Source organism: Solitalea canadensis DSM 3403 (assembly GCF_000242635.2).
Classification (GTDB): Bacteria; Bacteroidota; Bacteroidia; order Sphingobacteriales; family Sphingobacteriaceae; genus Solitalea; species Solitalea canadensis.
In genome coordinates this window covers 4,027,107-4,052,728 of record NC_017770.1, presented here as the reverse complement: position 1 = coordinate 4,052,728, position 25,622 = coordinate 4,027,107, and the positions used below count along the sequence as shown (strand labels likewise).

21 protein-coding genes and 1 tRNA gene are annotated in these 25,622 nt (G+C 37.2%); 10 read left to right on the top strand and 12 right to left on the bottom strand.

From position 1 onward, the window contains the following. The first annotated feature begins 45 nt into the window (after positions 1 to 45). Positions 46 to 756 (top strand): SAM-dependent methyltransferase, encoded by a 711-nt coding sequence (locus SOLCA_RS16850; RefSeq protein ID WP_014681667.1) that lies wholly within the window; start codon positions 46 to 48, stop codon positions 754 to 756. Positions 757 to 818: 62 nt separating this feature from the next. On the opposite strand, the gene SOLCA_RS16845 is transcribed toward SOLCA_RS16850, so the two are convergent. The 6 genes from SOLCA_RS16845 to SOLCA_RS16820 form a co-directional block, all read right to left on the bottom strand. Then, positions 819 to 1,556, bottom strand: coding sequence for a DUF4476 domain-containing protein (locus tag SOLCA_RS16845; RefSeq protein WP_014681666.1), 738 nt, complete (start codon positions 1,554 to 1,556; stop codon positions 819 to 821). 180 nt (positions 1,557 to 1,736) lie between these two features. Beyond that, entirely contained in the window at positions 1,737 to 2,927 is a 1,191-nt protein-coding gene (hflX, locus tag SOLCA_RS16840; protein WP_014681665.1) for a GTPase HflX, read from the bottom strand. 190 nt (positions 2,928 to 3,117) lie between these two features. After that, on the bottom strand, positions 3,118 to 3,912 hold the full coding sequence (trpC, locus tag SOLCA_RS16835; protein WP_014681664.1) for an indole-3-glycerol phosphate synthase TrpC: 795 nt from the start codon (positions 3,910 to 3,912) through the stop codon (positions 3,118 to 3,120). A 7-nt stretch (positions 3,913 to 3,919) separates the two neighbouring features. Beyond that, a complete protein-coding gene (locus SOLCA_RS16830; protein WP_014681663.1) occupies positions 3,920 to 4,489 on the bottom strand; it encodes an anthranilate synthase component II in 570 nt (189 codons plus the stop codon). A gap of 119 nt (positions 4,490 to 4,608) precedes the next feature. Further along, the gene (locus SOLCA_RS16825; RefSeq protein WP_014681662.1) at positions 4,609 to 6,018 is read right to left on the bottom strand and encodes an anthranilate synthase component I family protein; all 1,410 of its coding nucleotides are present in this window, start codon (positions 6,016 to 6,018) and stop codon (positions 4,609 to 4,611) included. Positions 6,019 to 6,296: 278 nt separating this feature from the next. Beyond that, a complete protein-coding gene (locus SOLCA_RS16820) occupies positions 6,297 to 6,740 on the bottom strand; it encodes a hypothetical protein (RefSeq protein WP_014681661.1) in 444 nt (147 codons plus the stop codon). Between the two features lie 152 nt (positions 6,741 to 6,892). Here SOLCA_RS16820 and SOLCA_RS16815 point away from each other — a divergent pair, with 152 nt between their 5' ends. Next, positions 6,893 to 9,949 (top strand): amidohydrolase family protein, encoded by a 3,057-nt coding sequence (locus tag SOLCA_RS16815; RefSeq protein ID WP_014681660.1) that lies wholly within the window; start codon positions 6,893 to 6,895, stop codon positions 9,947 to 9,949. Between the two features lie 5 nt (positions 9,950 to 9,954). Continuing rightward, positions 9,955 to 11,247 (top strand): amidohydrolase family protein, encoded by a 1,293-nt coding sequence (locus SOLCA_RS16810; protein ID WP_014681659.1) that lies wholly within the window; start codon positions 9,955 to 9,957, stop codon positions 11,245 to 11,247. A gap of 334 nt (positions 11,248 to 11,581) precedes the next feature. Here the strand turns inward: SOLCA_RS16810 and SOLCA_RS23250 are convergent. Continuing rightward, positions 11,582 to 11,695 (bottom strand) — tRNA-Asp (locus SOLCA_RS23250). A gap of 160 nt (positions 11,696 to 11,855) precedes the next feature. Between SOLCA_RS23250 and SOLCA_RS16805 the strand changes: the two genes are divergently transcribed. From SOLCA_RS16805 to SOLCA_RS23515, 3 genes are all read left to right on the top strand, one after another. Then, the gene (locus SOLCA_RS16805; protein ID WP_014681658.1) at positions 11,856 to 12,344 is read left to right on the top strand and encodes an Lrp/AsnC ligand binding domain-containing protein; all 489 of its coding nucleotides are present in this window, start codon (positions 11,856 to 11,858) and stop codon (positions 12,342 to 12,344) included. An 11-nt stretch (positions 12,345 to 12,355) separates the two neighbouring features. Then, positions 12,356 to 12,664 carry an outer membrane protein assembly factor BamE gene (locus SOLCA_RS16800; RefSeq protein ID WP_014681657.1) on the top strand — a complete coding sequence of 103 codons (309 nt, stop codon included), beginning with the start codon at positions 12,356 to 12,358 and terminating at the stop codon, positions 12,662 to 12,664. A 406-nt stretch (positions 12,665 to 13,070) separates the two neighbouring features. Next, entirely contained in the window at positions 13,071 to 13,463 is a 393-nt protein-coding gene (locus SOLCA_RS23515; protein ID WP_217166136.1) for a hypothetical protein, read from the top strand. A 74-nt stretch (positions 13,464 to 13,537) separates the two neighbouring features. On the opposite strand, the gene SOLCA_RS16790 is transcribed toward SOLCA_RS23515, so the two are convergent. From SOLCA_RS16790 to SOLCA_RS16770, 5 genes are all read right to left on the bottom strand, one after another. Next, positions 13,538 to 14,521: a pyruvate dehydrogenase complex E1 component subunit beta gene (locus tag SOLCA_RS16790; RefSeq protein WP_014681656.1), complete on the bottom strand. Its 984-nt coding sequence runs from the start codon at positions 14,519 to 14,521 to the stop codon at positions 13,538 to 13,540. Between the two features lie 131 nt (positions 14,522 to 14,652). After that, positions 14,653 to 14,868 (bottom strand): hypothetical protein, encoded by a 216-nt coding sequence (locus SOLCA_RS23510; protein WP_217166134.1) that lies wholly within the window; start codon positions 14,866 to 14,868, stop codon positions 14,653 to 14,655. A gap of 139 nt (positions 14,869 to 15,007) precedes the next feature. Then, the gene (locus SOLCA_RS23355; RefSeq protein WP_014681655.1) at positions 15,008 to 15,205 is read right to left on the bottom strand and encodes a hypothetical protein; all 198 of its coding nucleotides are present in this window, start codon (positions 15,203 to 15,205) and stop codon (positions 15,008 to 15,010) included. Positions 15,206 to 15,221: 16 nt separating this feature from the next. Continuing rightward, positions 15,222 to 18,383: an ATP-dependent DNA helicase gene (locus SOLCA_RS16775; protein ID WP_014681654.1), complete on the bottom strand. Its 3,162-nt coding sequence runs from the start codon at positions 18,381 to 18,383 to the stop codon at positions 15,222 to 15,224. A 138-nt stretch (positions 18,384 to 18,521) separates the two neighbouring features. Then, positions 18,522 to 19,499, bottom strand: a complete 978-nt coding sequence (locus SOLCA_RS16770; protein ID WP_014681653.1) for a GNAT family N-acetyltransferase — start codon at positions 19,497 to 19,499, stop codon at positions 18,522 to 18,524. Positions 19,500 to 19,619: 120 nt separating this feature from the next. Between SOLCA_RS16770 and SOLCA_RS16765 the strand changes: the two genes are divergently transcribed. The 4 genes from SOLCA_RS16765 to SOLCA_RS16750 all read left to right on the top strand — a co-directional run bounded on the left by SOLCA_RS16765 (position 19,620) and on the right by SOLCA_RS16750 (position 25,600). Continuing rightward, positions 19,620 to 20,117, top strand: coding sequence for a thioredoxin family protein (locus tag SOLCA_RS16765; RefSeq protein WP_014681652.1), 498 nt, complete (start codon positions 19,620 to 19,622; stop codon positions 20,115 to 20,117). A gap of 213 nt (positions 20,118 to 20,330) precedes the next feature. Beyond that, on the top strand, positions 20,331 to 20,885 hold the full coding sequence (locus tag SOLCA_RS16760; RefSeq protein WP_014681651.1) for an RNA polymerase sigma-70 factor: 555 nt from the start codon (positions 20,331 to 20,333) through the stop codon (positions 20,883 to 20,885). Positions 20,886 to 20,976: 91 nt separating this feature from the next. Continuing rightward, the gene (locus SOLCA_RS16755; protein ID WP_014681650.1) at positions 20,977 to 21,990 is read left to right on the top strand and encodes a FecR family protein; all 1,014 of its coding nucleotides are present in this window, start codon (positions 20,977 to 20,979) and stop codon (positions 21,988 to 21,990) included. 136 nt (positions 21,991 to 22,126) lie between these two features. Then, entirely contained in the window at positions 22,127 to 25,600 is a 3,474-nt protein-coding gene (locus SOLCA_RS16750) for a TonB-dependent receptor (RefSeq protein ID WP_157604595.1), read from the top strand. The last annotated feature ends 22 nt before the right edge of the window (positions 25,601 to 25,622 follow it).

The following is a 25,622-nucleotide window of genomic DNA, read 5'->3' as shown; positions in this document are numbered from 1 at the left end:
AATTTGATTAGTAAAAATTACTAAAAATTAAGTTATTTATCAATTATGCAGAAAGGCACCCTCTTTCTTATCCCGTGTTCGTTAGGTGAAAATGTGATAGATCGATCTATAGTTCCAGCTTTAAAGGATACTATTAATCAGTTGGATGAATTTATCGTGGAGAATGAGAAATCGGCTCGTAAGTTTTTGAAAGAGGTCGGAATTACGAAGCCTCAAAGTGAACTGATCATGCATGATTATGGTAAACATTCAAGAGATGGAGATCAAGCCAAATTTTTAGCCTCACTTGAAAAGGGTAAAGACGTTGGTTTGTTATCCGAGGCTGGTTGTCCGGCGATTGCTGATCCGGGAAGTGATATTGTTGCTTTGGCTCATCAAAAAGGCATTAAGGTTGTTCCATTTGTTGGTCCGAGTTCATTATTGCTAGCTTTAATGGGTTCAGGGTTTAATGGACAAGGGTTTGCTTTTCATGGATACTTACCAATTGATAAAGGAGAACGTTCACGCAAGCTAAAAGAGTTGGAGAGCCTTTCGCAGCGACTAAAGCAAACGCAATTGTTTATTGAAACGCCTTTCAGAAATAATCAGCTATTAGACGATATGTTAAAAAACTGCCAGTCAGGTACAGAGTTATGTATTGCCTGTGATTTAACCCTTGATACAGAGTTTTTGAAAACCAAAACAATTGCTCAATGGAAAGCCGATAAGCCTGATTTACATAAAAGACCAACAGTATTTGTGTTATACAAACGATAATTACATAAAAAAATCCCATGAGTTTTTATAATCATGGGATTCTTGTTTATATATTATTGAATCTATTTTCTGTTTTGAGATTGAGTGGCAAGGAACTTATCCAGGTCATTTTTTGATGAACTGAACGTAAATGCATCTCCAACAGTATAATAATATTCCTGGTCAACAGTGTAAGGGTATAGTAACTTCGCTGCATTCAATTGATTATTGTTAAAAGAAAATAGTTTTACAATTTCTTTCACCTGATTTGTTGAGAAGTAATTGTTGTTGATCACCACTTTTAAAAGATCCATTTTTTTATCGTCGAATGAACGGTCTTTAAGAGAGTTTTTTAACTGATCAAATTCTCCTGAAGTCATTGGGATACAGTCGTGGTAATTGCTATTAGGATAACGATCATAATCATTGTCAGGATAGCGATCGTAATTGTCGTTATTATTGCTTCTAGTGTCAACTTCAACAAATGACGCTCTGCCCCAGTTATCAATAGTAACTGCCATAGATCTGTTATTGTTTAAATAAAAGTTGCCTGTATAAAGCACTTTTTGGTTATTAATGGCAACAGGACGAGAGGAGTTGGATGAACTTCTATACACTTTTAACGAATGAACACCCTGATTCATAGAAGAGATAATCACTTGTCGCTGTGGTCTTGAATTCTGAACTCGACCGTCAATTTCAACAATTATTGATTCTCTGTTCGATAAGGAAACAGTTACTGTTTGGTTGAATGCAAAAGTATTAATAGAAATAAAGCTTAGAAAAAGAGCGACTGTTATTTTAAGGTAATTACTGTTCATAGCTGTAAGGATTAATCTATTTAGTAGATGAATGAGATAAGAAAAGGGTTGCAGTAGTTTTGGTGATAAAAAGCATTTAAGATTAAAAACCTTCGTTTGCTTATTCAAGTGGTTGATATATAAAAGAATAGATCTCTGAGTTGTATTGTCAAAGATCTATTACAATTATCGTTGGAGATTTTATTCAGTTTCTTCAACGTAATCCATGTTGTACAGTAATCCGTCATAAGGAAAGCGACTTAAATGAATCGCTTTTGCACGTTCGTAAATCTCCTTCCGCAAGCTATCAATATTCAATCGGTCTTTCGCCGAAATGAATATTGCCGGAGAGTTGTGTTTAGCCATCCAGGTGCTTTTAAAATCTTCAAGAGATAAAGTCGTATCCCCTTCTCCTTTATAAGCGTCAATTTTGTTAAATACCGTGATCATTTCTTTGTCACGAGCGCCTAACTCCTTCAACGTTTCATTAACGGTGATAATATGATCTTCAAAATTTGGATGAGAAATATCGGCCACATGAATAAGAATATCCGCTTCACGAACCTCTGCTAATGTTGATTTAAAACATTCAACCAAATGGTGAGGAAGCTTACGAATAAAACCAACCGTATCCGAAAGTAAGAATGGCAAATTGTTGATCACCATTTTACGAACCGTTGTATCAAGTGTTGCGAAAAGTTTATTCTCTGCAAAAACTTCGGATTTACTCAACATGTTCATGATCGTTGATTTACCAACGTTGGTATAACCTACCAAGGCAACACGTACTAATTCTCCGCGATTTTTACGTTGAGTAGCATTCTGCTTGTCAATCTTTTCTAACCGTTCTTTTAATAGAGCGATTTTGTCAAGAATAATACGACGGTCGGTTTCAATTTGCGATTCACCTGGCCCACGCATACCAATACCACCACGCTGACGCTCCAAGTGAGTCCACATACGAGTTAATCTTGGCAACAGGTATTGATATTGAGCCAACTCTACTTGTGTTTTAGCCTGAGCAGTTTGGGCTCGATTAGCAAATATGTCGAGGATAAGATTACTTCGGTCTAATATCTTTATTTCCTTAAACTCACGTCCAAGGTTTCTTAATTGCGAAGGAGAAAGCTCATCATCAAAGATCACCATATCAGCTTCTTCAGCTTGCACATATTCAATGATCTCTTCCAGTTTACCACTTCCGACAAATGTTTTACTGTCTGGTCGTTGTAACTTCTGCATAAATATTTTAATGGTCTCGGCCCCGGCTGTTTCTGCCAGAAACGCTAACTCATCAAGGTATTCTCTTTCCTGCAATTCAGTCTCATCAGGAGTAACCACCCCCACTAAAACTGCACGTTCTTGTTTTCTTGCTGTACTGTAATTTCCCATCAATAATTTTAGAGGGTGCAAAGTTACGGAAAAAATTACAGTCCATAGTCCATGGTCCAAAGTCCATAGTCTCTTTACTGCCTGATTATAAAACGTTTTATAATTGTTTACGAACTATAGACTTAAAACCCCATGTAAACTTTTAGCTGATTTACGGATATTATAAAACGTTATAAATGTACTATGGTCCTTATGATAGGTTCTTTACTTCCTCCACAAACTCCTTACATGCCTTCGCGGGATCATTAGTTTTCATAAACGTTTCGCCGATCAGGAAGCCACCGAATCCGGCCTTTTTAAGGTCGATAATGGTTTGGGCTTGTGACAGGGCGCTTTCAGAAACCTTGACGAAATCATTTGGTATGAGGTCTGCTAGTTCGAATGATGTTTGTACATCTACATTAAAAGTGGCAAGGTTACGATTGTTAACACCAATAGCGTCAATATGCGGATTAATGCTTCGTAATAATTCTTCCTTATCGTGTACTTCTAACAAAACACTCATTCCTAAGCTATGCGTAAATGCGCCTAATCTTTTCAGTTCTTCAGGATTAAGGCAAGCGGCAATAAGCAAAATAACATCGGCTCCAATAGCCTTTGCTTCCAGAATCTGATATTCATCAACAATGAAATCTTTTCTTAGGATAGGAACTTCATTAGCTCTGCGTGCTTTTATTACATTTTCGTTGCTGCCATTAAAAAAGTCGATATCTGTTAAAATGGAAAGCACCGATGCTCCTGAATTTACATAACCTTGTGTGGTTTCCACCACATCAGCAGTTGCGTTTAAAATTCCTTTCGAAGGCGATCTGCGTTTGAATTCAGCAATAATGCCCACTTTATCGGGTTGAGTTAATGCTTCCCGCAATGAATAACATTTGCGGTCAAAAAACTCAGCCTGCTCCAGTTCATCAGTTGAAACGCGCGCTTTGTTTTCAATTATCTCTTCCCGTTTCCGGGCAACTATTTTATCAAGAATGGTCATTTTTTTGTTAATTTTTCAACCAGTTTTCAAGCATCGTTCTACCATGCTCCGTTAATACAGATTCGGGATGAAACTGAACACCGCATACGTCAAACTCTTTATGGCGCATTGCCATAATTGTCCCATCACCAGAAACCGCAGTAACGGTTAATGTATCAGGCAAATCCTCATTCGCAACAGCCCAAGAATGATAATGACCAATATTTACACCTTGAGGAACATTTTTGAAAATAAGTTCATTAGCATCTGTAATGTTGATGGGTGAAGCAACACCATGTAGTACACGTGATAAATTAAAAAGTTTTGCTCCAAAAGCTTCGCCAATTGCCTGATGACCTAAGCAAACGCCGAAAATCGGTTTTTTGCCCGCATATTCTTTAATCAGCTGAGGCATAATCCCTGCTTCTTCCGGTAAACCCGGACCAGGAGAAAGAATTATTTTGTCATAATTAGCCACATCAGCTAATGAGATCTTATCGTTTCTGAATACAGAAACTTCACCGATCCCAATTTCTTCAACCAAATGAACTAGGTTGTAAGTAAACGAATCGTAATTATCTAGAATTAATATTTTCATTGTTTTTTATGTGATTACACCGATTATTTGAGTGGATTACACTGATTGCTTGTGTGATTACACCTAAGCCATTCCCGTTTGCTAAGTACTCCTCTCCTTGAGGAAGGCCGGGTGAGGTGTTATATTTCCTCCGCCAATTCAATTGCTTTTTTCAATGCGGCCATCTTGTTATATACCTCCTGGCGTTCACTCGTTAATACCGAGTCTGCAACAACTCCCGCAGCAGCCTGGTAGTTTAAGGTGTTGTTTTTACTCATAAAGGTACGGATCATAATGGCATGGTTAAACTCTCCGTTAAAGCCTAAGAAGCCAATCGCACCGCTGTAGAAACCACGTTGTCCGTTTTCGTATTCATCAATTAATTGCATTGAACGATATTTTGGCGCACCTGATAGTGTACCTGCCGGAAAAGTATCGGCAACCACATTTAACGGTTCAGTATGTTTTTTAAGTTTTCCGGTGACAGCCGATACAAGGTGAATTACGTGAGAGTAATACTGAATTTCACAGAAGCGATCAACCTTAACATGGTCGCAATGTCTGCTTAAGTCGTTCCGAGCCAAATCAACCAACATTACATGTTCGGCGTTTTCTTTCGGATCTTGTTTTAGTTTTTCAGCTAATTCTGCATCTGCGGCGTCATCTCCGGTTCTTCTAAACGTGCCTGCAATAGGGTGGATAGAGGCTACTCCATTTTTAATTCCAAGTTGGATTTCCGGTGAAGAACCAAAAAGTTTGAAGTTTCCATAATCAAAGTAAAACAGGTATGGAGAAGGGTTGATCGAACGCAATGCACGGTAAACATTGAAATCATCGCCTTGAAACTCTTGAGAAAAACTCCTTGATATCTGAATTTGGAAAACGTCACCACGATATACATTATTCTGGGCTTTTTCTAATACCGACAGAAACTCTTCATCTGTAAAATTAGAGGTTTCATGGTTTAATGCCTTAAACTTATATTGAGGAAAATCTTTATTACGAATTAAGTATTCAATGCGCTCAATACTTGTTTTGCTTTGATGATCAGCATAGTTGTGATTGAAAATGTATAATTCGTTTTTGAAGTGATTGATGGCAATTACAATCTGGTAAACATTGTATAATAATTCAGGTGTTTTTCGTTCTGGTCGGGGAGCGCTATGAAGCTTAATGTCTTCAAAATGCTCAATCATTTCGTAATTAAAATAACCAAAAAGTCCGTTAGTTATAAAGTTGAACTTATGTGTATTATCATACTCAAACCGATTACAAAATGCAGTTAAACGTTTGGTAATACTCTCTTCAGCTGCACTGAAACGAGTGGATGAGCCATCCGGAAACTGTTCTGTATAAATTCCGTCTTCAATTCTTACTTCTGCTACGGAGTTGCAACAGATGTAAGACATGCTGTTTTGTCGGGTATGGTAATCTGAGCTTTCAAGCAGTACGCTGTTAGGAAACTCATCCCGTAAACGCAGGTAAATACTAACCGGAGTGGCCGTATCTGCTAATAGTTTTTTAAAGGTTGTTTCTGATCTATAGTTCATAATTGTGTTTTTTCTGTTGATTGAAGAAAATGTTTTAAATCTGTTAACTAATTCATCAATAACAAATTACTATTACTCGTTGCTGCGGAAAGAGCATAAAAAAAGCTTGCCGCAGTGCGACAAGCTTCATAATATCTTATTGTGATGGTTATATCATAAACTCAAATAAAAGCCCTTGTCGCAATTAATTATTGCAACGCCACCAGGCAAAATTATTTGAGTTGATTTTGTTCATGGATTCAAAAATGAAAAACTCAAACGAGCTTTCCAAATAAAATTTAATAAAGCTTGGTAATAATGTTATAAGGTGCTAATGCAAGGCTCACTAAAATTACCAATAAACCAAGTCCATAGAACACAGCTATCTTTTTGTGTTTTTCGAAACCGATTTCAAGACGTTTAGCTTTTGAGTATCCGATTGTGATCAATACAATTGCGATAATCATCATAAATGCATGTTCAACCGAAAAGTAACGGATAAGAGCATCTTTCATTGTAGAAGCACCAAATTGAACTTTAGGACTTACGAAATAAAGTACAAAGCCTATAACCAACTGTAAGTGAACAGAGATTAAGGTAAACAAATTTAATTTGCGATTTCCTTCTGTATAAAGCTTGCTGCTATTATTCCATGCGCTAACAGCTTTTACTACTGCAATGATCAGCAGAATCAGCGCTATCCAGCGCATAAAAGAGTGAAGATGTAATAGTCCGGTATACATATTTTATGAATTTAATTCAGCCAAATATACAGTTTACTGATGAGAGTGGCTACTAGTATCAAAGATGTTAAAGACCAGCTGAAAAATGACAGTTAAAAAATCAAAATTTCATTTTGTAAATAATTACTTTAGGTCTTATAAAATATTGTTATATGAAGAAAAGTTTACTCATTGCATTGATTACGGCAAGTTCAACCTGGGCCATGGCACAGGTAACTTTTCCTGTAAATGGTGTTAACGACAAGCGGCCGGATTTGTATGCATTTACCCATGCAACCATTGTGGTAAATGCTGAAACCGTCTTACAAAACGCCACGTTAATAGTGCGCGATAAAAAAATTGAGGCCATTGGTCCAAACGTAGCCATCCCTAAAGGAGCCGTTGTTGCAGATTTGCAAGGCAAATATATTTATCCAGCCTTAATTGATGCATACAGCGCTTATGGATTGCCGGAAGTAAAGGCTACAGCAAGAAATTTCAGAGGGAACCCTCAGTTCCTTTCTAATAAAAAAGGAGCCTATAACTGGAATGAGGCTATTGTCCCTGAGTTTTCTGCAGAGAGAACTTTTCAGGTAGATGAGAAAAAAGCAAATGAACTTCGTAAACTAGGTTTCGGTGCTGTGAATGTGGTTAACAAGGATGGTATAGCGAGGGGGACTTCAGTATTCGTAAATCTTGCAGCGGGTAAAGAGAATGAAGTAATTGTAAAAGATAAATCGTCGTCAAATTATTCTTTTAATAAAGGAACTTCTACCCAAGATTACCCAAGTTCATTAATGGGATGTATCGCTTTGTTACGTCAAACTAATTATGACGCCCGTTGGTATAAAACTAATGAAGGCAAGGTAGAGTACAATATTTCTTTAGATGAATTAAATAAGCAACAGGCCATTCCGCAGTTATTTGAAGTAGATAACGACCTTGATTTGTTGCGTGCAGATAAATTAGGTGACGAATTTGGTATTCAGTATATATTCAAATCTGCAGGAGATGAATACAAACGGTTGGATTATGTAAAGGCTACAAACGGGTCGTTGATTGTTCCTGTTAATTTTCCTAAAGCGTTTGATGTGGAGGATCAGTATGATGCTCTCCAGATCAGTCTTGCTCAGTTAAAAAATTGGGAGCTGGCACCAACCAATCCTGGACAATTGGAAAAAGCTGGGATAAAGTTTGCAATTACAGCGGGCGACGGACAGGATTTTTGGGATAATATCCGGAAAGCAATTGAATATGGATTAACTGAAAAGCAGGCTTTAAAAGCACTTACAGAAACACCTGCAGAGCTATTAAGAGTTTCTGATAAAGTCGGTAGCCTTAAAACAGGCATGTACGCTAACTTTATTATTTCATCAGGAAACTTATTTAAAAAGGATAATTTGATTTTGGAAAACTGGTCCCAAGGTCAGCGATTGGTGATTAATGATGCCTCATTGGCTGATGTTCGTGGAGTTTATGAGTTGAAAATTGATGGGATGCAGCCGGTTAAGTTAACTGCTTCAGGAAATTCTCCTTTTGCAGCGGAGTGGAGTGTTCAATTGGATACTGTTAAAGGCAAGGTAACAAGTACTCGATTAAACGACATGCTTACCCTTAGTTTTTCACTCAAAAACCTTACTCAGGGGGCTGTTTCGTTAAGTGGGTATGTTGCTAATCGTCAGCCTGCTCAGTTAAAAGGAACAGCAGTTCTTCCAAATGGAAATTCTGTAAACTGGGTTGCTGATTGGAAAGAAGCCGGTAAGGAGAACGGTAAAAAAGAGGCAGAAAAAGCAGATCAGAATTTAGGAAAAGTTACTTATCCATTTGTAGCATTCGGTTGGAGCGAACAACCTAAAGCAGAAAAGGTATTAATCAAAAATGCAACGGTATGGACCAACGAAAAAGAAGGGAAACTAGAAAATACCGATGTCTTAATAGATGGTGGTAAAATTATTCAGGTTGGAAAGAATCTCTCAGCTGTAGGAGCAAAAGTAGTAGATGGAACCGGTAAGCACTTAACTCCAGGAATTATTGACGAGCATTCACATATTGCAATTACTCGTGGAGTAAATGAAGGTACGCAAGCAGTTACTTCTGAAGTTAGAATTGGTGATGCGCTTAATTCTGAAGATATCAATATTTATCGTCAGCTGGCTGGAGGAGTAACCAGTTCGCACCTATTGCACGGCTCTGCTAACCCGATTGGAGGGCAAAGTCAGTTGATTAAGCTTCGCTGGGGTAAAGCTCCTGAAGAATTGAAATTTGAAGGGTCCGACGGTTTCATCAAGTTTGCATTAGGCGAAAACGTTAAACAAGCAAACTGGGGCGAAAATCAGCGTTATCGTTTTCCTCAAACCCGTATGGGTGTTGAGCAGGTTATGACAGATGCTTTTCAACGGGCTAAGGAATATCAAAAACTAAACGAAGCTGCCGCAAAAGCTAAAAACGGATTGAGTCCTCGTAGAGATTTAGAGCTAGATGCTTTAGTTGAAATTCTGAACAAAAAACGATTTATTACTTGTCACTCTTATGTTCAGTCGGAAATAAATATGTTGATGCATGTGGCAGACTCAATGGGTTTCAAAGTAAACACGTTTACCCACATTTTGGAAGGTTACAAAGTTGCCGATAAAATGAAGGCACATGGAGCTGCCGGTTCTACCTTTTCTGATTGGTGGGCGTATAAAATGGAAGTGAAAGATGCGATTCCTTATAATGGGGCAATTATGCATAATGTGGGTCTGTTAACTGCATTTAATTCAGATGATGCAGAAATGGCGCGTCGCTTAAACCAGGAAGCAGCAAAAGCGGTTAAATATGGAAATGTTTCTGAAGAAGAAGCGCTGATGTTTGTGACACTTAACCCGGCAAAAATGCTTCATGTTGATAATGAAGTAGGCAGTGTTAAAGTTGGAAAAGATGCCGACTTAGTGTTGTGGAGTAATCATCCACTTTCTATTTATGCAAAAGCTGAAAAAACATTTGTGGATGGAATTGCCTATTTCGATATCGAGAAGGATAAGCAAATGCAACAGGAAGTAAAAACAGAACGGGCTCGCCTTATCCAAAAAATGATTGAAGCAAAATCTAAGGGAGCAAAGACACAAAAGCCTTCAAGCGAAATTGCATTCGATTATCACTGTGATTCTGACTATCATTTTGGAGGAAATGAAGGTGATGCAGAATATAACTTCCAGTATCGTTTAGACCACTCGGAAAATCAACATTAATTAACATGAAAAAAGTATTTCTATCAATAATATCATCGATAGCGCTTATTGGCGTTGTTAATGCCCAAACGCCAACTCCGGCACCAGCCCAAAGCAAGCCCGTGGCAATAATGGGAGCAATTGCCCATATTGGCAATGGAACAGTTATCAATAATTCGCTGATTGTGTTCGATAAAGGAAAGCTGACTATAGTAGCTGATGCAACTACTGTAAAGTTCGACTTAACTAATGCAACGGTAATTAATGCCGGTGGAAAACACGTTTACCCTGGGATTATAGCACCTAATACTACGCTTGGTTTGGTGGAAGTAGAAGCCGTTCGCTCCACAAATGATGATGCAGAAGTGGGCAATATTAATCCAAACGTGCGTTCATTAGTTTCTTATAATACAGATTCTGACGTTCCTGCAACGGTACGATCAAACGGAGTTTTACTTGCCCAAGTTGTACCTCAGGGAGGCTTAATTAGTGGAACCTCTTCTGTTGTACAATTGGATGCCTGGAACTGGGAAGATGCAGCCTATGCTGCCGATAATGTAGTGCATCTTAACTGGCCGTCGATGACTAATTTTAATAGTCCGTTTGCACCGCCGGCAGAGCAACAGAAAGAACAAAGGGAGAAGAATCTGCAGTTGCTTAACTCTTATTTCAAGCAGGCAAAAGCTTATGCAGAAGTAGCATCTTATTCAGTTAAGAATCCAAAATTTGAGTCGATGCGAGGATTGTTCACTGGATCAAAGAGATTATTTATTTCAGCTAATTCGGCCAAAGAAATCATAGCGGCAACTAATTTTGCAAAGTCTTATGGTATATCGCCTGTAATTGTTGGAGCAAGTGACGCCTACCTTTTGTTGTCATTTTTGAAAGAAAATGATGTGCAAGTATTGGTGCAACGAGTACATTCTCTGCCTGGGAGAGAAGATAATGATGTAGACCAACCGTATAAGCTCGCTAAGCAGTTAGATGAAGCGGGAATTTTATATGGTTTAAGTATGGATGGCTTCTGGCAACAGCGTAATTTGCCATTTATGGCCGGAACAACCGTAGCTTATGGTGTTGATAGAGAAAAAGCATTATCGTCAGTTACATTAAATACCGCAAGGATTTTAGGAATTGATAAAAGCACTGGGAGTTTAGAAGTTGGAAAAGATGCTAATTTACTTATTACCAGTGGTGATTTGCTGGATATGAAAGAGAGTGTAACTGACGAAGCTTATATTCAAGGTCGAAAAATCAACCTGACTAATAAGCAAAAACAGTTAATGCAAAAATTTGCTGATAAATACAGTCTTAAGTAATAAACTAATTTTTGAAAACACAATCCGTTCAGTCACAAGCTGAACGGATTGTTTGTTTTAGAAAATCAGCCTCTGATGTTAATTTTTCCTTTTTGTGACTTATGGTTAAAGGAAAGAAGCAATAATTCAAAATGACACGATTTTTAAAAACCGTTGTAATTTTAACATAGATGCAGTTTTTGAGCTTTATTTTAAAAAAATGATAATTTTTGTTGCAGAAATAAAATAATAATTGCTAAAATAGTAGATTATTTGCAATAAGGTTTATAAAACTAAAAACCCTGCCGGGGAGACAGGTTGTTTTAGTACCAATCAATAAACCTTATGAAGTTTGCTGTAGGGGAAGGAGTCGAACCTTCACGGAGCGGTTAGCCAAGCCGAGGCTTGATTTTCCGGACTCTCCGCCACCGAGACAAGGAGGTGTGTCTGCCAATTTCACCACCCTACATTGTTAAATAACTTCGGCTGTTAAAGTTTCAACTTCTTTGCCGTTGTTGTTGATACAAATATAGAAGGAAGTGTGATTTGTTGCAAATTTTTTATGAAAAAACTTTAAAAATTATTATATTAACAAATAAATAACTGATTCGGTATTAAAATAAAAATTTATGTTTGAAAAGAAGCTTCAAATTTTACAAGTTGATAAACTCGATTTACAAATCTTATCGATGTTAATGAATGATGCTACTATTCCTTACACCGATATTGCAAAAGAGTTGATCATCTCTGGCGGTACCGTACACGTACGTATGAAAAAACTCCAGGAAATGGGTATTGTAATAGGATCTAATCTTGTTGTTAATCCACAGCGTATCGGCTTCGATGTATGCGCGTTCCTTGGGATTTTCCTTGAGAAAGGTTCTCAATATCATGATGCGGTTAACCGCCTGCATGAAGTAAAGGAGATCGTGGAGTTGCATTATACAACTGGCTTGTACAGTATGTTCGCAAAAATTATCTGTCGTGATACGGCACATTTACGTGAAGTATTAAATGAGAAGATTCAAGTTATCTCAGGTATTCAGCGTACAGAAACTTTCATTTCGTTGGAAGAAAGTATAAAACGTCAGATCACCTTGCTTGATAACGAGAAGTAATTGTATGATAAATGAAAAAAGTTTTTGGTCTGTTGGTATTAGCTAGCATTGTTATTTCCTGCTCAAATAAAACAGCTGACAAGCAAGACTTCTCTGCTGTTAAACAAGGAATGACAAAAAGTGAAGTGATTAAATTGGTAGGTAAGCCCGAAAAAGAAACCAATTTAATCATGGTAGAGATGTGGAAGTATACATCTGCCGGAAAAGTGATTGTGTTGAATAGCGATACAGTTGTTCAGGTTTTAGATGATAGCAGTAAAATGGACTCGTTAAAAAACGGCATCCATGATAGCCTCGATTCGGCAGATATCAATCAATAAGCAAATATTAGAAAATAAATTAAACAGGTTGCCTTTATAGGTGACCTGTTTTTGGTTAAAAATCACATAAACGTTAGCAGCTATGAAAAATGAAGAAATTCAACAATTATTTAATCGATTTGAGCAAGCTACCCTAATAGTAGAAGATGTTGAATGCTGGAGCGCAAGAGAATTACAATTCTTATTAGGGTTATAGTAAATGGGAAAACTTTGAAAAGGTAATCTTAAAAAGCTAAAGAGGCTTGCAAGCAGGTTGGAGGATCAGCAGAGGATCACTTACCTGACGTCAGGAAAGTGATAGAAGCAGGAAAAGGTGCACAACAATTAGTCAATGACATTGCATTAACACGCTATGCTTGTTACTTAGTTGCTCAAAATGGAGATAGCCGTAAATCCGAGATAGCGTTTGCTCAGACTTATTGAAAAAGGTTTTGCTATAATTCGTTCAAAGGAGATAAGACCTCTTTTTCTTTTATCAACTCAACAACTGAAAAATAAATTAGGCATTCCTGAAAAAAGACCAATTGCTGATTTTTTACCAACAATTAGTATTAAAGCCAAGGATTTAGCAGCAGAAATGACAAGCTTAAATGTTCAGAGTAAAGATTTGAAGAAACATAATCCTATTGAGAATGAGCATATAGAAAATAGTAATGCAGTAAGACAAATGTTATTAGGACGTGGTATCAAACCAGAGAATCTTCCTGCCGATGAAGATGTTAAAAAAGTTCAGCGAAAGTTGAAGGTGGATAGCAACAACATCTTAAAAAATACTTCTAAAAGGAACTTAAAGAAGTAGTTGAGATAGTCAATAAAAAACCTCAGTCTTTTTCGGACTGAGGTTCATTATAAGGAAATAGATAAATTGGGTGCTTATTTTTTAATGTACATAACTTCTTTCACCGCTTTTACTACTTTAGCTGGATTTGGTAAATACTCAGCAATTAAAGTAGGGGCATAAGGAAGAGGTACATCTGCGCCTGTAACACGAAGAATCGGAGCATCTAAATAATCAAATGCATCTTTTTGCACTTTAAATGCTACCTCTGACGAGATAGAAGCTAAAGGCCAAGATTCTTCAACAAATACCATACGATTAGTTTTTCTTACCGATTCAGTTACTGTTAAATAATCGATCGGACGTACACTACGTAAGTCGATTACTTCTGCACTTATACCTTCTTTTTCAAGTTCAGCAGCAGCAGCAATAGCAACTTTCATAATTTTACCAAAACCAACTAAAGTAACATCAGTTCCTTGACGAACAACGTTAGCTTTGCCAATTGGTAAGTAATATTCTTCTTCCGGAACTTCACCTTTTTCGCCGTACATTACTTCCGACTCCATGAAAATTACCGGATCTGGATCTAAGATTGAGCTTTTTAATAAACCTTTTGCATCATAAGGGTTTGAAGGTACAACAACCTTTAAGCCTGGACAGTTTGCATACCAGTTTTCAAAGTTTTGAGAGTGTTGAGCTCCTAATTGTCCGGCATTACCTGTTGGGCCACGGAAAACCATAGGGATAGAATACTGACCGCCACTCATTGAGTACATTTTAGCAGCAGCATTGATAACCTGGTCAATAGCAACTAACGAAAAGTTGAAAGTCATGAACTCGATGATCGGACGCAAGCCGTTCATTGCAGCTCCTACACCAATACCGGCGAAGCCAAGTTCAGAAATCGGGGTGTCAATAACGCGTTTTGCGCCAAATTCGGCTAACATACCCTGGCTAACTTTGTAAGCGCCATTGTATTCAGCTACTTCTTCACCCATAATAAATATGTTCTCGTCTTTGCGCATTTCTTCGCTCATAGCTTCGCGAAGCGCTTCACGGAATTGTATTTCTCTCATTATGTTTGTGTGTTTGTTAAACCTAAACCTTATGGTCGTAGTTAAAGCGTGGCAAATATATCAAATGCAAAGCAATTTACAGTATCTCTTAGCGATTTTACTTATTTGCTTAATCTTCAAGATTTTCGATATCATGCAAATCTTTGGGGCGATGAAGCTCTTTTCGCAGCTAATAAATGATTTATATTAATGGTTCTTATCGTAAGATCATCATCCTTAAACAATACCGATGATTTGAAGCATTCATCGAAATTCAACCCTTTTACACTAGTCATGATGTCAATTGAAACGGGAGGAATTCCAAATGAATAAACATCCCAAGATGGATGATATAGGTAATTTTCCAATGTCATATCAAACACAGGCATATGAAATTGAAAGGCTTTGACCAGCTTCAGAATAACCGCCAACTAAAATATATTCAACACTGCTTTCGTAAAGCATTGAATAAATTCTCTAAAGTCATCATTGAAAATATTTCCCAACCTATCGTTTTTTTATAGTAAAGGCGGATTTATCCATTTGTGGTGGATTGTTTAATGGATAATTGTAAGCAATACTGTTTAGGTAAAAAGCAATTCTTAAGCGTTCTTGCCAAGGTAAATACTTATAATACACAGAATGTTTTTTCGATTCTGCATAATTATAAGCCTGAAACTGGCTTCTATCTAATTTAAATTTCATCAATACTAAGTTAAAACTATTCCTTCTCTTCTTCAGCTATTAAAATATCTTGCTGCTCAAAATTGCTTCGAACAAAATTACACCAGTGGCAATCTTCTTTTCCGCAGCCTTGTGAAAACTCATAGTTCATGATCTTAGAGTAGGTGCTGGAGATCTGCTCTTTTACAATTTCAATATCTTCAGGAGTTATTATTACTTTTTCTTTGTGATATTCATTGTCATTAACCGGTTCAACAAAATCGAATTCGGTGCTTACCACTTCCCAATCATTGCTTTTGTCATTGTCTACCAATATCTTATAGAAAACAGCTTGGCGCCAATAATCGCCACCAGTAGGATGCTTCTCGTCAGGTCGCTTAAATTTATCTTTAGCATTTTTATATTTTCCGGTCTTGTAATCGACAACGTTTGCCTGTTTTCCTTGAAACTCGATTTTATCTAGGTTACCTTTGATAGGAACATCATTAATGATCACATTTTTAATGCTTCTTTCGGTAACTGCCACTTTATTCCAAGTAGTTACATATTTAAGATAATACGGAGTAATGATCCGTTGACCGTACTCCATTCGTAATTTAAACTGATCCTTGGTAAACGATTCGCGGTTTCGCTTCATGAACCACTCAAACTGTTCAAAGAGATAGTTTTCATCAGGGAATTGATTGTTTTCATGCATGCGTAAATATAACCTGTTTAGTGCCCAGTGAATGGCCAAACCAAATGTGGCACTTGGACTCTTGCCTGCGGGAACACGTATAAGATTTTGGAAATAAAACCGCAACGGACAATCTAGATAACTGCTTAAGTGGGTAACACTTAGTGTATATTTTTGTAATAACTGATCGAGGTAGTTTTTATCAATTAACTGAATGTTTGGTTTATTATCGCTACTGAATTGAGCTGCAATGAAATCAAACATAGTATCATCGTTTATTTGCTTACGATCAATGCTCAAGGATGACTCTTGGCGCATTTCATAAATAAACTGTGAATGCTCTTGTTCTTTTCCATTCTTATCTTCAGCAGGATAGGAAACAAATAAAGAGTGTTTAGAACGGGTTAAGGCTACGTAGAATAATCGACGTGATTCTTCCAACTCAGAACCTTCAGCCACTTTTAGCGTCAGTGTATCGGGGTATTTGTAATTTTTAGTTCCTCCATTCTTTTTACCGGTATCCCAAATCTTTTTCGTACAACCCATCACAAAAACGTACTCAAACTCTAATCCTTTGGCTCCGTGGGCAGTCATAAAGTTTACTCCTTTTTCAGCGAATAGTGTTTTATTCAGATCAATGGCAATATTGTTCAGGTTCATTAAATCAATTGTGTCCACAAACTGCTGAAGAGTGAGGTCTGTTTTCTTGCGGTTTTCTTCCTTCATGAAATCGAACAAACTGGTTAAAACTTCCATATACCAGTTTCGCTCAGTGGAATGCATAATGTATTTTAAAATTCCTGCACGAAGAATGATCTTTTCAAAAAGCTCTTGTAGTGTTAAATTCTGCGACTCTTTTATCCAGAGCTCAAGGTTGTTACTTAGCTCTTTAATTTCAACTGCTGTATATTGATCAAATAAGGTCAATTTTTTAGGATTAGCCATATCGGCAATCCAGCGACGGATGGAAGATTTACCAAATGCTATTTCACTCTCTTTGCTGTTATAGGTATAGTTCTTTTGGAAAACCTCCACACTAATTTTAGCTGTTTCAATAGGCGGTATTTTAAAGAAATCATAATGCATGATCTCAAAAAGCAGTTCATCACCACTATATGGCGTATCAGTCTCCATTGCCAGGTAACGCAAAATATTAATGATATTTTCGACAAATGGCAAAGTAAGTATGTTAATCTTCCGCTTTGTATTAATCGGGATACCTTTAGAAGCGAGGTATTTTGCCAATTCCTCTACCTGACTATGGTTGCGGTAAATAATAGCAATTTCTTCCGCAGGAACTCCGTCATCCAACAATTCAATAATAGAATCGGCAACACCCACCGTCTCATGGTCTGTATTGCTATATTCAATAATTTGAGGTAATACCGTTAGCTCTGAAATTGCTGGGTTAGACGAATTCAGGTTTTTATCCAGATTAAGGGCTTTGGTTAGTCGTTCAATATTATTATTGATCAATTGCCGTGAAGCATTCAGAATAGCTTGTGTAGACCGATAATTCTCGGTTAAAACAATTGTTTTAAGGTCACTCTGATAAGCGTAAGCAAAATCAAGGATATTGCTCATATTCGCTCCCTGAAACCTGAAAATAGATTGGTCGTCGTCTCCAACAACAAAAATATCAGGTTTTTCACGGTCAGCAATCAATAATTGAATCAGTTCATTTTGAGCACCACTAGTATCCTGATATTCGTCCACAAGTAAATACTGAAACTGTTCTTGATACCGTGCTAACAGATTGCTATCGTTATTAAACGCCTCTAATACCCAAACAATCATATCATCAAAATCATAGCGATTTCGTGAGCGCATTTTTGCCTGATATTTTGGATACTCTTGCACAGCCGCTCTGAAAATCTCCATTTTATGGATCTCTTCGGCTATTTTATCTTCTTTGAGATCTCCCGGATTATGATGCTTATGTTTACGTTTATACATAAACTCATCACGGAGAGGTAAGTCTGTTATATATTCATCAATGCGTTCATTGATAAAGTCTGTTTTCCAGCCCTCCTTTTTTATTAACGCAAAGAGATTTCGTAAGCGGTCACGTTCAAAATAAACCTCGCCGGTATATCTTTTTAACGGACTGTCTTTTAGAAATTCGTCAATTAGTTCTTTTAGTAATTCAGCTTCTTCTAAATCAGAAATCGGGTCCAGATTAATTTTTCCGAAATATTCAAGATTCTCCTGGATTACTTCATTACAAAATGAGTGGAAGGTGTAAATATTCACCCGGTAGGCATCGGGGCCAATAAAATCAACCAAACGCTTGCGCATGTTAATCGCACCGGCATCGGTAAACGTTAAACACAAAATATTACGAGCATCCGTATCTGTATCCTTCAAAATTTTACCTATACGTGCGGCTAATATTTGGGTTTTTCCTGTTCCCGGCCCTGCAACAACTAATACAGGTCCGTCGATGGTTTCAACAGCTTCTCGTTGTTTTTGGTTTAATTTTTCAAGAGCCTGTTGAAATTGTTGATTATATTGTGATGACATCTGATAACTCTAAAGTGGTAAGTAAGAACCTTCCTGACTGTAATAACCTTGAGCGAACTTGGGATTGCAGTCGTAACGTTTTTACAAAAGTAAATATCATTAATAAATAAGAAAAAAGAGTGGGTACGGTGAAGTGCTTTATTGAAAAAAACCTTTCCGTTTCAGATATAGGTTTTTAAATAGAAATAATCCTAAACTTAAAATCTTTGAAGGTGTTTTACTAATTTCAAAGAAAGGAGTCTGAATTCCTCCTGAGCGTCGATTTACTTCTTCAACCTTTGGAATCATACTTCCTTCAAAGTCAAAGGTGTCGACAAATGAAGATGCCATTTTTATGGCCTCAAATGCTAATAGACTCGCTCCTCCAACACTTCCAAAATTTCTATCAATTGCGCTTAAAATTCCATAGGCACTCATTTTATCCCAGGCAATAAAAAGTGCAGCATGTATATTACCATCTTTATCTACTGCATAAATAACTCTTCCAGCATTATGCTTATATAAAGCATTATATAATCTTTCAAAAATAGCAAATGGATATGAAATGGTTTTTCCTATTTGTTGGAGTATTTTAGTATGGAACTCATAAAACTGATGTGCCGATAAATCATATTTAATGGAAAGCAGCTCTGCTGCCCGTCTGATTTTTCTTCTTTTTTCTTGAGGGTAACCTTTTAAAACATGTTCATAGTCTTTTATGTTATTGATAACATAAGAATAATGCGTCTGTTGTTTATAATGATGCCAATAAAAGGGCAGCCAATTGGTGAATTGATAGCCAAATCGCTGAAAAAAGAAATCATGTTTTGGTAGCATATCGATAAGCTCATTACAGATTTCAATTTCGTGGCTAATTTTGTTTGTAAGAGAAATATTAGGAAGATCTTTCAGCCATATACCTAAAATGGGTGTTAGTAGGGGTGAAGTAATCATTCTAAAACCCAATTTCTTTTTGATGTAAATTGGCCATGACGCAATAATTTTATTATCGCGTTCAATAATTAATACGTTCCAATTGTTTGTGCCGCATACTGCGTCGAGCCACCAGTAAGTTGAATATATTGGTAAGGTGTCTTCTACATCACAGAAAGCTTTGTATTTAGTTAAATTATCCATTTAGAATTTTTTAACAAGGGAACACTGCAGAAGATCGTTGATTAAGTATACAATATATGAACTTGAAACGATAAAATAATAAACCTCTTGGTTATTTTTGCAATAAATTAAAGTTAAGCTATGAAGAAAAGTTTTTTAATTACGTTAATCATTATCGGCGGTATTGTTACAGCATATGCGCAAGATGCTGCTCCTAAAATCTATAACCCGGCTGCAGATGCCAAAGCCGACGTGAAAGCTGCTGTATCTAAAGCTGAAAAGGAAGGTAAGCATGTAATGCTACAAATTGGAGGTAATTGGTGTGGTTGGTGTCTTCGTTTTAATAAAATGGTTACAGAAGATAAGCAGCTTGATTCTACACTAAATGCAAATTACGTGATCTATCATCTCAACTATAGTAAAGAAAATAAAAACGAAGCGGTATTAGCTGGCTTAGGTTATCCACAACGATTTGGATTTCCGGTATTTGTAATTTTAGACGGAAAAGGAAATAGGCTTCACACGCAGAATAGCGCTTATCTCGAACAGGATAAAAGTTACAGCAAAGAAAAAGTTATGGAGTTCTTTAAACAATGGAGTCCGAAGGCATTAGATCCTAAGTCTTATACTGGAAAATAAGATATTCAAGTTAAGCTGGGAGGCGGTCATAAATTGATCGCCTTTTTTTTGAAAAAAGTATCATTTGTTGTGATCATGATTTTTAAGCTTTTTTGATCAAAATGGACAAGAAATGGCCTTTATAAAGTGTTGGACATCGGAGAAATATCAAATTCACACTTATTACTTTTTTAAATTTCTTTTCTATATTCACCTCCTGCTTAATGCTTTCCGGTGAATAAGTATTCAGATATAGAACTCTTTGAACTAGTGAAGCAAGGTAACAAAAATGCTTTTGGGGAGTTATATGAGCGACATTGGGAACGATTATTTGTTCTTGCCTGTCAAAAACTTCCCTCAAAAGATGATGCTATCGATTTGCTTCAAGACCTGTTTTTCCTGCTTTGGGAGAAGCGGGAAGAGATTGTTATTTCTGAATCTGTCTCGTCTTATTTAAATGTAATGTTTAAGCACAGGGTGTTTAATTTTTACAAGCATACGCAAGTAAAACAAAAGCACAAAGATCATGTAAAGGCTACTCATAATGATTCAGATCAATCTACCTTGAACCAATTGAACTTTAATGAGCTGAACAAATCCTTGGCAATAGAAATAAATGCCATGCCTGAAAAAATGCGTGAGATATTTATGTTAAGTCGTGAAGACGGGTTGCCTGTGAGTGAAATTGCCAGCCGTTTATCTATTTCAGAGCAAACCGTGAAAAACCAGGTTAGTAATGCGATTAAGCGTTTGCGCGCAAAGTTTGGCGGTAATTATTCGGCTGAATAAGCGTTCAGCCAATAAAAATTTTGCATTCGAATATAAAATCTATAAAAAATTTCACACCTCTATAGTACTATCTATTCTCATAATTGTCCTTATGACTGAAAACCGAAATAAAGTGGTACAAAAGGATATTAATCAATCAAAGTCAAACCTGAACCTGCCGGCCAATGCCGAAGAGCAGCAGCGTCTTGATGAGTGGTTTGATTCATTAAATACCAATGAATCAACTAAGCCTTTTGTAAATGAAGCTGATAAAGAGATGCTAAAGCAGCACATTTTTGATAATGTGTTGACCAGAATCAATGAAAGAGAGCAGGAGAACAGCAGTACAAACGTTCGAAAAATAAGTTGGCCATGGTTAAGGATTGCTGCATCCGTTGCATTGATCTCTGTAATTGGTTGGGCCGCATATAAATATGTAGCTAAACCCGATGTAAAAGCAATAGAGTATGTTGCAGTAACTGCAACTAATGGAAAAGTAATGCAGGTGATTTTACCCGACAGCACTTCCATCTGGTTGCAGGCAGGAACCACGTTGAAATATCCGAAAAGATTCAGCGATACCAGCCGGGAAGTATACCTGGAAGATGGATTGGCATATTTTGAAGTTACTCATAATGAAAGTAAGCCATTCATAGTACATACTCCTCAGATTGACACGAGAGTGCTGGGAACCTCCTTCGTTGTCAAAACTTACAAACAGTTGGAGGATGTGCAAGTTGAGTTACTTACCGGCCGGGTACGTGTGAGTCATGATAAAAATGTAATCGGAGAACTTACTCCTAATAAAAGGCTAACCTATCATAAAGCTTCTGCAAAGGCTGAGATAGAAGAGTTTAATACAGCGGCTTCTGCCGGTTTTGTTAACGGAGATATTGTGATGCAACGAGCAGGATTTGATGAACTTTTTACCACACTTCATAATGTATATGGGGTAAACGTAAAATACGATACAGCCCAGTTCAAAGCATGCAAATTCAACCTTCGTTTTAACACCCGATTAAAGGTAGAAGAGGTACTGGAAATTGTAAATGGAATTCACACAATAAAGTATGAGATCAAAGGCAATGAGGTAACAGTAAGTACAAAAGGCTGTAATAAAGAATAAAAAATCAGCGCTTGCTGCAACAAGCGCTGAACGAACAAAAATGTCGTGTTTTTTAAAGCCATTATGAATGGTTGCTTTCGCAACTATAATGGGATGGCTTTGTGTTTTAGTGTTCAACCCAAAACAGTTCAAATATATGAAGAAAACGTTTACAAAGCTAATCTGGGAAACTATGAGGCTCAGTGTAATTGTAGTAAGCATTGTTATGATGACCTTCGGAGTGCTCAAAGCTGAAAAAAGCTGGGGCCAAATGCTGAAGGATCGAAAAGTAAGTATTAACATTGAAAGTGGATCTCTCGAATCTGCTATCAGGCGTATCGAAACTACGAGTAAGATCGGGTTTGCATACGATTACGATTTGTTAAAAAATATTAAAGTAGCGCCGCACCGCTTCTTTAATGAGTCATTAGATCAGATTTTAGATGCCCTTTTATCCTCAAACGGTTTAACTTTTTCAGTAAAGAACAATACCATTCTGATTGTCAAAGCACCGAAGGAAAATAATAAAGTAACAGGTTTTATTAAGGGCCGAGTTGTAGAAAATTCTTCAGATGGCACACCAATTCCTGGAGTAACCGTGCGTATTGATGGTTCTTCAATGGCTTCCTCAACAGATGCCGATGGTAACTATAAATTGAGTTTATCTCCTGGTAAGTATCGTTTAGTATTTTCATTTGTTGGTTTCGATACCCGTGTAGTTGATAATGTGGTAGTAGAAGATGGCAAAGTTCGCGAGATAAACATCAGTATGAAACCTTCTATTGCTTACCTGCAAGAAGCAGTGGTTGTAGGTTACGGTGTTCAAGAAAAGCGTAATCTTACAGGTGCTATTGGTACCTATAAACCTCTGGAAGAGGTTGGTAAAGTGCCAATGACAATCGATAATGCACTTATTGGTAAAATCGCCGGTGTTCAGGTTGCTCCATCGTCAGGTATACCCGGAAGCGCTTCTGCAATTATTATTCGCGGTGTAAGTACGTTGAATAAAAATGGCAATACTCCATTGGTAGTTGTTGATGGAGTTCCGGTTTACAGCATCGACCGTAATAATAATACCACCGATTTTAGTGGCGCAAAAGCTCCTCAATTTACGTTTGGAGGCACGGGTGTAAATGAAAATTATAAAAATGGTGCAGAAAGCTCTTTTGAGAATAATCCTTTGGCAAGTATTAACCCGGACGATATTGAATCCATTGAGGTATTGAAAGATGCTTATGCAACGGCCATTTATGGTTCTCGTGGCGCGGCAGGTGTAATTTTAATTACTACTAAAAAAGGTAAGAGCGGTAAAATGAAAGTTGATTTCTCTTTATCATCTTCAGTTAGTGATCCTGTAAAAACACCTTCAATGATGGATGGTGATCAATACGCCGAGTTTTATACCAGTTATTTAAAGGCTAAGAATCCGGCTTCGACAGTTGTTTTTCCGAAAGGAATAAGTACCAACTGGCTGGATCAAGTTACCCGTATAGCATTAGGAACTAACGCTGCCCTGGCAATATCAGGTGGTTCTGATAATATGATCTACTCTATTAGCGGTGGTTTTGACAACCAACAAAGTTATATCGTTAATAATGATTTTAGCCGATATCAAGGTCGCGTGAATTTGGAGGGTAATCTTTCAAAAAGCATAAAGATCGGTACCAATATAGGGATGTCTTATGTTGATAATAATGCATTAAACACACAACGTATTTATCGTAATGCTGTATTGCGGGCTCCAAATACACCAATTATGGATGGACAAGGTAAATATGTATGGCGTTACGGCAGTAACCCTCAAGGTGTTAATGAGGATACTAATCCTGTGGCCTGGGCCAATACAGGCAAAAATAGTCGTATCGATACACGTGTGCTTGGAAATATTTATGCGGATATCAAATTTGCATCTTGGGTTACCTGGCATACCGATTTTGGTGTAGACTGGATCGATGGAAAGGCTTATTCTCGTGAAGCTGATAAAATTAGCACTCGTGAAGGAATGGCGGTTTCGACGACAAATAATAATCGTCGCTGGGTAATTAGTAATGAGTTACGCATTAATAAAGTGCTTAACTACAAACATGCATTTAATGCTACACTTGGACAATCATTCGAATCATCTGTTGAAGGTATAAATAGTGTAGTAGGAGAAGGTTTTCAGAGTGATGATATTTTAAGTATAAATGCCGCGACAACCAAAAAAGTAACCAATTCATTAGATCAAAAATGGGCATTGGTATCGTATTTCGGTCGTTTGAATTATCAATTCAATAATCGTTACCTGGCGGGAGTAACTTATCGTTTGGATGGCTCCTCTAAATTTGGAAAGAATCATCGTTATGTAGGTTTCCCCTCTTTCTCTTTAGGATGGATACCTAGTGAAGAAACTTTCATGAAAGATGTTAACTGGATTGATCAACTTAAGTTCCGTGGTAGTTTAGGATTTACCGGAAATGATGGCGGAACAGGATATTACGGTAACCAGGGAACTTATAAACCTAGTTCATATAGTGCAACTTACGGAACCTTAAGCCCACTGGAAGTAACCTCTCCGAATAACCCGAATCTGGAATGGGAAACTACTACTATGATTGACGTAGGTATGGATCTGACCTTGCTTCGTTCACGAGTTACTTTAGGTGTTGATTATTATAAAAAGGATACTCGTAACTCTATTGTTAGTTCACCTTTGCCAAGCTTTATGGGCTTCAGCAATCAACAACAAAATCTGGCTGATCTTACCAATAAAGGTTGGGAGTTGACAGTAAATTCTCAAAACATTCAAGGCAAGAAATTCGGATGGTTTACCACATTCAATATTTCAAGAAACAGCAATACCATTAATAAACTGCATGCTATTGATCCGGAGCAAAATGCTCGAGATATAGAACTTAACGGTGGTCGTTACTGGATGCCAGGCGCCTCAGCTACTTCGTTCTATATGTATGAATGGGGTGGTGTAAACAGCGAAACAGGTAATCCGGCTTGGATCGATAAGGATGGGAACAAAGGTGATAAACCAATACCAGTTGCTTATACAACCAATCCTAATAGCCAACGCAAGGTATTAGGAGACGCTTTGCCAAAATTCTTTGGCGGATTGGGTAATACATTCATCTACAAAGGATTTGAGTTAAATGCATTTCTGTCTTTCTCTTATGGAAATAAACTATTCAACGGTGCAAAAGCTTCCATGATGAATTACACAGAAGGAACAATGACAGGAATAAATGCTGTTAATCTTTCAACAGACATGTTAGCTTATTGGAAAAATGCAGGAGATCAAACTGAAATCCCATCATTGGTAAATCCTTCAAATAATGTAGGTGGTTTTGGTAGTTCAACTGATTATACACAAGGACGTTACACTTCACGATTCCTGGAGGATGCTTCTTATATAAAATTACGCAGCTTAACACTTGCTTATACACTTAAGAAAAAGTGGGCTTCAAATCTGTATCGTGTTAAAGTATTTGTTGAAGGAAATAATTTATTCACCATTACTAAATACACCGGATTAGATCCGGAAGTAAGTGCATTCGGATCATCAGCGCTTAATACAGGTTACGATGAGTTAACCTTGCCTCCAATGCGCACTTTCAGATTAGGATTACAAGTTGGGCTTTAATTTTTAACCATCAAATTTAATT

What these genes read in the sequence shown, in the direction of transcription:
- SOLCA_RS16850 (WP_014681667.1), top strand. Translation starts at nt 46, where the DNA reads ATGCAGAAAGGCACCCTCTTTCTTATCCCGTGTTCGTTAGGTGAAAAT.
- SOLCA_RS16845 (WP_014681666.1), bottom strand. Translation starts at nt 1,556, where the DNA reads ATGAACAGTAATTACCTTAAAATAACAGTCGCTCTTTTTCTAAGCTTT.
- hflX (WP_014681665.1), bottom strand. Translation starts at nt 2,927, where the DNA reads ATGGGAAATTACAGTACAGCAAGAAAACAAGAACGTGCAGTTTTAGTG.
- trpC (WP_014681664.1), bottom strand. Translation starts at nt 3,912, where the DNA reads ATGACCATTCTTGATAAAATAGTTGCCCGGAAACGGGAAGAGATAATT.
- SOLCA_RS16830 (WP_014681663.1), bottom strand. Translation starts at nt 4,489, where the DNA reads ATGAAAATATTAATTCTAGATAATTACGATTCGTTTACTTACAACCTA.
- SOLCA_RS16825 (WP_014681662.1), bottom strand. Translation starts at nt 6,018, where the DNA reads ATGAACTATAGATCAGAAACAACCTTTAAAAAACTATTAGCAGATACG.
- SOLCA_RS16820 (WP_014681661.1), bottom strand. Translation starts at nt 6,740, where the DNA reads ATGTATACCGGACTATTACATCTTCACTCTTTTATGCGCTGGATAGCG.
- SOLCA_RS16815 (WP_014681660.1), top strand. Translation starts at nt 6,893, where the DNA reads ATGAAGAAAAGTTTACTCATTGCATTGATTACGGCAAGTTCAACCTGG.
- SOLCA_RS16810 (WP_014681659.1), top strand. Translation starts at nt 9,955, where the DNA reads ATGAAAAAAGTATTTCTATCAATAATATCATCGATAGCGCTTATTGGC.
- SOLCA_RS16805 (WP_014681658.1), top strand. Translation starts at nt 11,856, where the DNA reads ATGTTTGAAAAGAAGCTTCAAATTTTACAAGTTGATAAACTCGATTTA.
- SOLCA_RS16800 (WP_014681657.1), top strand. Translation starts at nt 12,356, where the DNA reads ATGAAAAAAGTTTTTGGTCTGTTGGTATTAGCTAGCATTGTTATTTCC.
- SOLCA_RS16790 (WP_014681656.1), bottom strand. Translation starts at nt 14,521, where the DNA reads ATGAGAGAAATACAATTCCGTGAAGCGCTTCGCGAAGCTATGAGCGAA.
- SOLCA_RS23355 (WP_014681655.1), bottom strand. Translation starts at nt 15,205, where the DNA reads ATGAAATTTAAATTAGATAGAAGCCAGTTTCAGGCTTATAATTATGCA.
- SOLCA_RS16775 (WP_014681654.1), bottom strand. Translation starts at nt 18,383, where the DNA reads ATGTCATCACAATATAATCAACAATTTCAACAGGCTCTTGAAAAATTA.
- SOLCA_RS16770 (WP_014681653.1), bottom strand. Translation starts at nt 19,499, where the DNA reads ATGGATAATTTAACTAAATACAAAGCTTTCTGTGATGTAGAAGACACC.
- SOLCA_RS16765 (WP_014681652.1), top strand. Translation starts at nt 19,620, where the DNA reads ATGAAGAAAAGTTTTTTAATTACGTTAATCATTATCGGCGGTATTGTT.
- SOLCA_RS16755 (WP_014681650.1), top strand. Translation starts at nt 20,977, where the DNA reads ATGACTGAAAACCGAAATAAAGTGGTACAAAAGGATATTAATCAATCA.
- SOLCA_RS16750 (WP_157604595.1), top strand. Translation starts at nt 22,127, where the DNA reads ATGAAGAAAACGTTTACAAAGCTAATCTGGGAAACTATGAGGCTCAGT.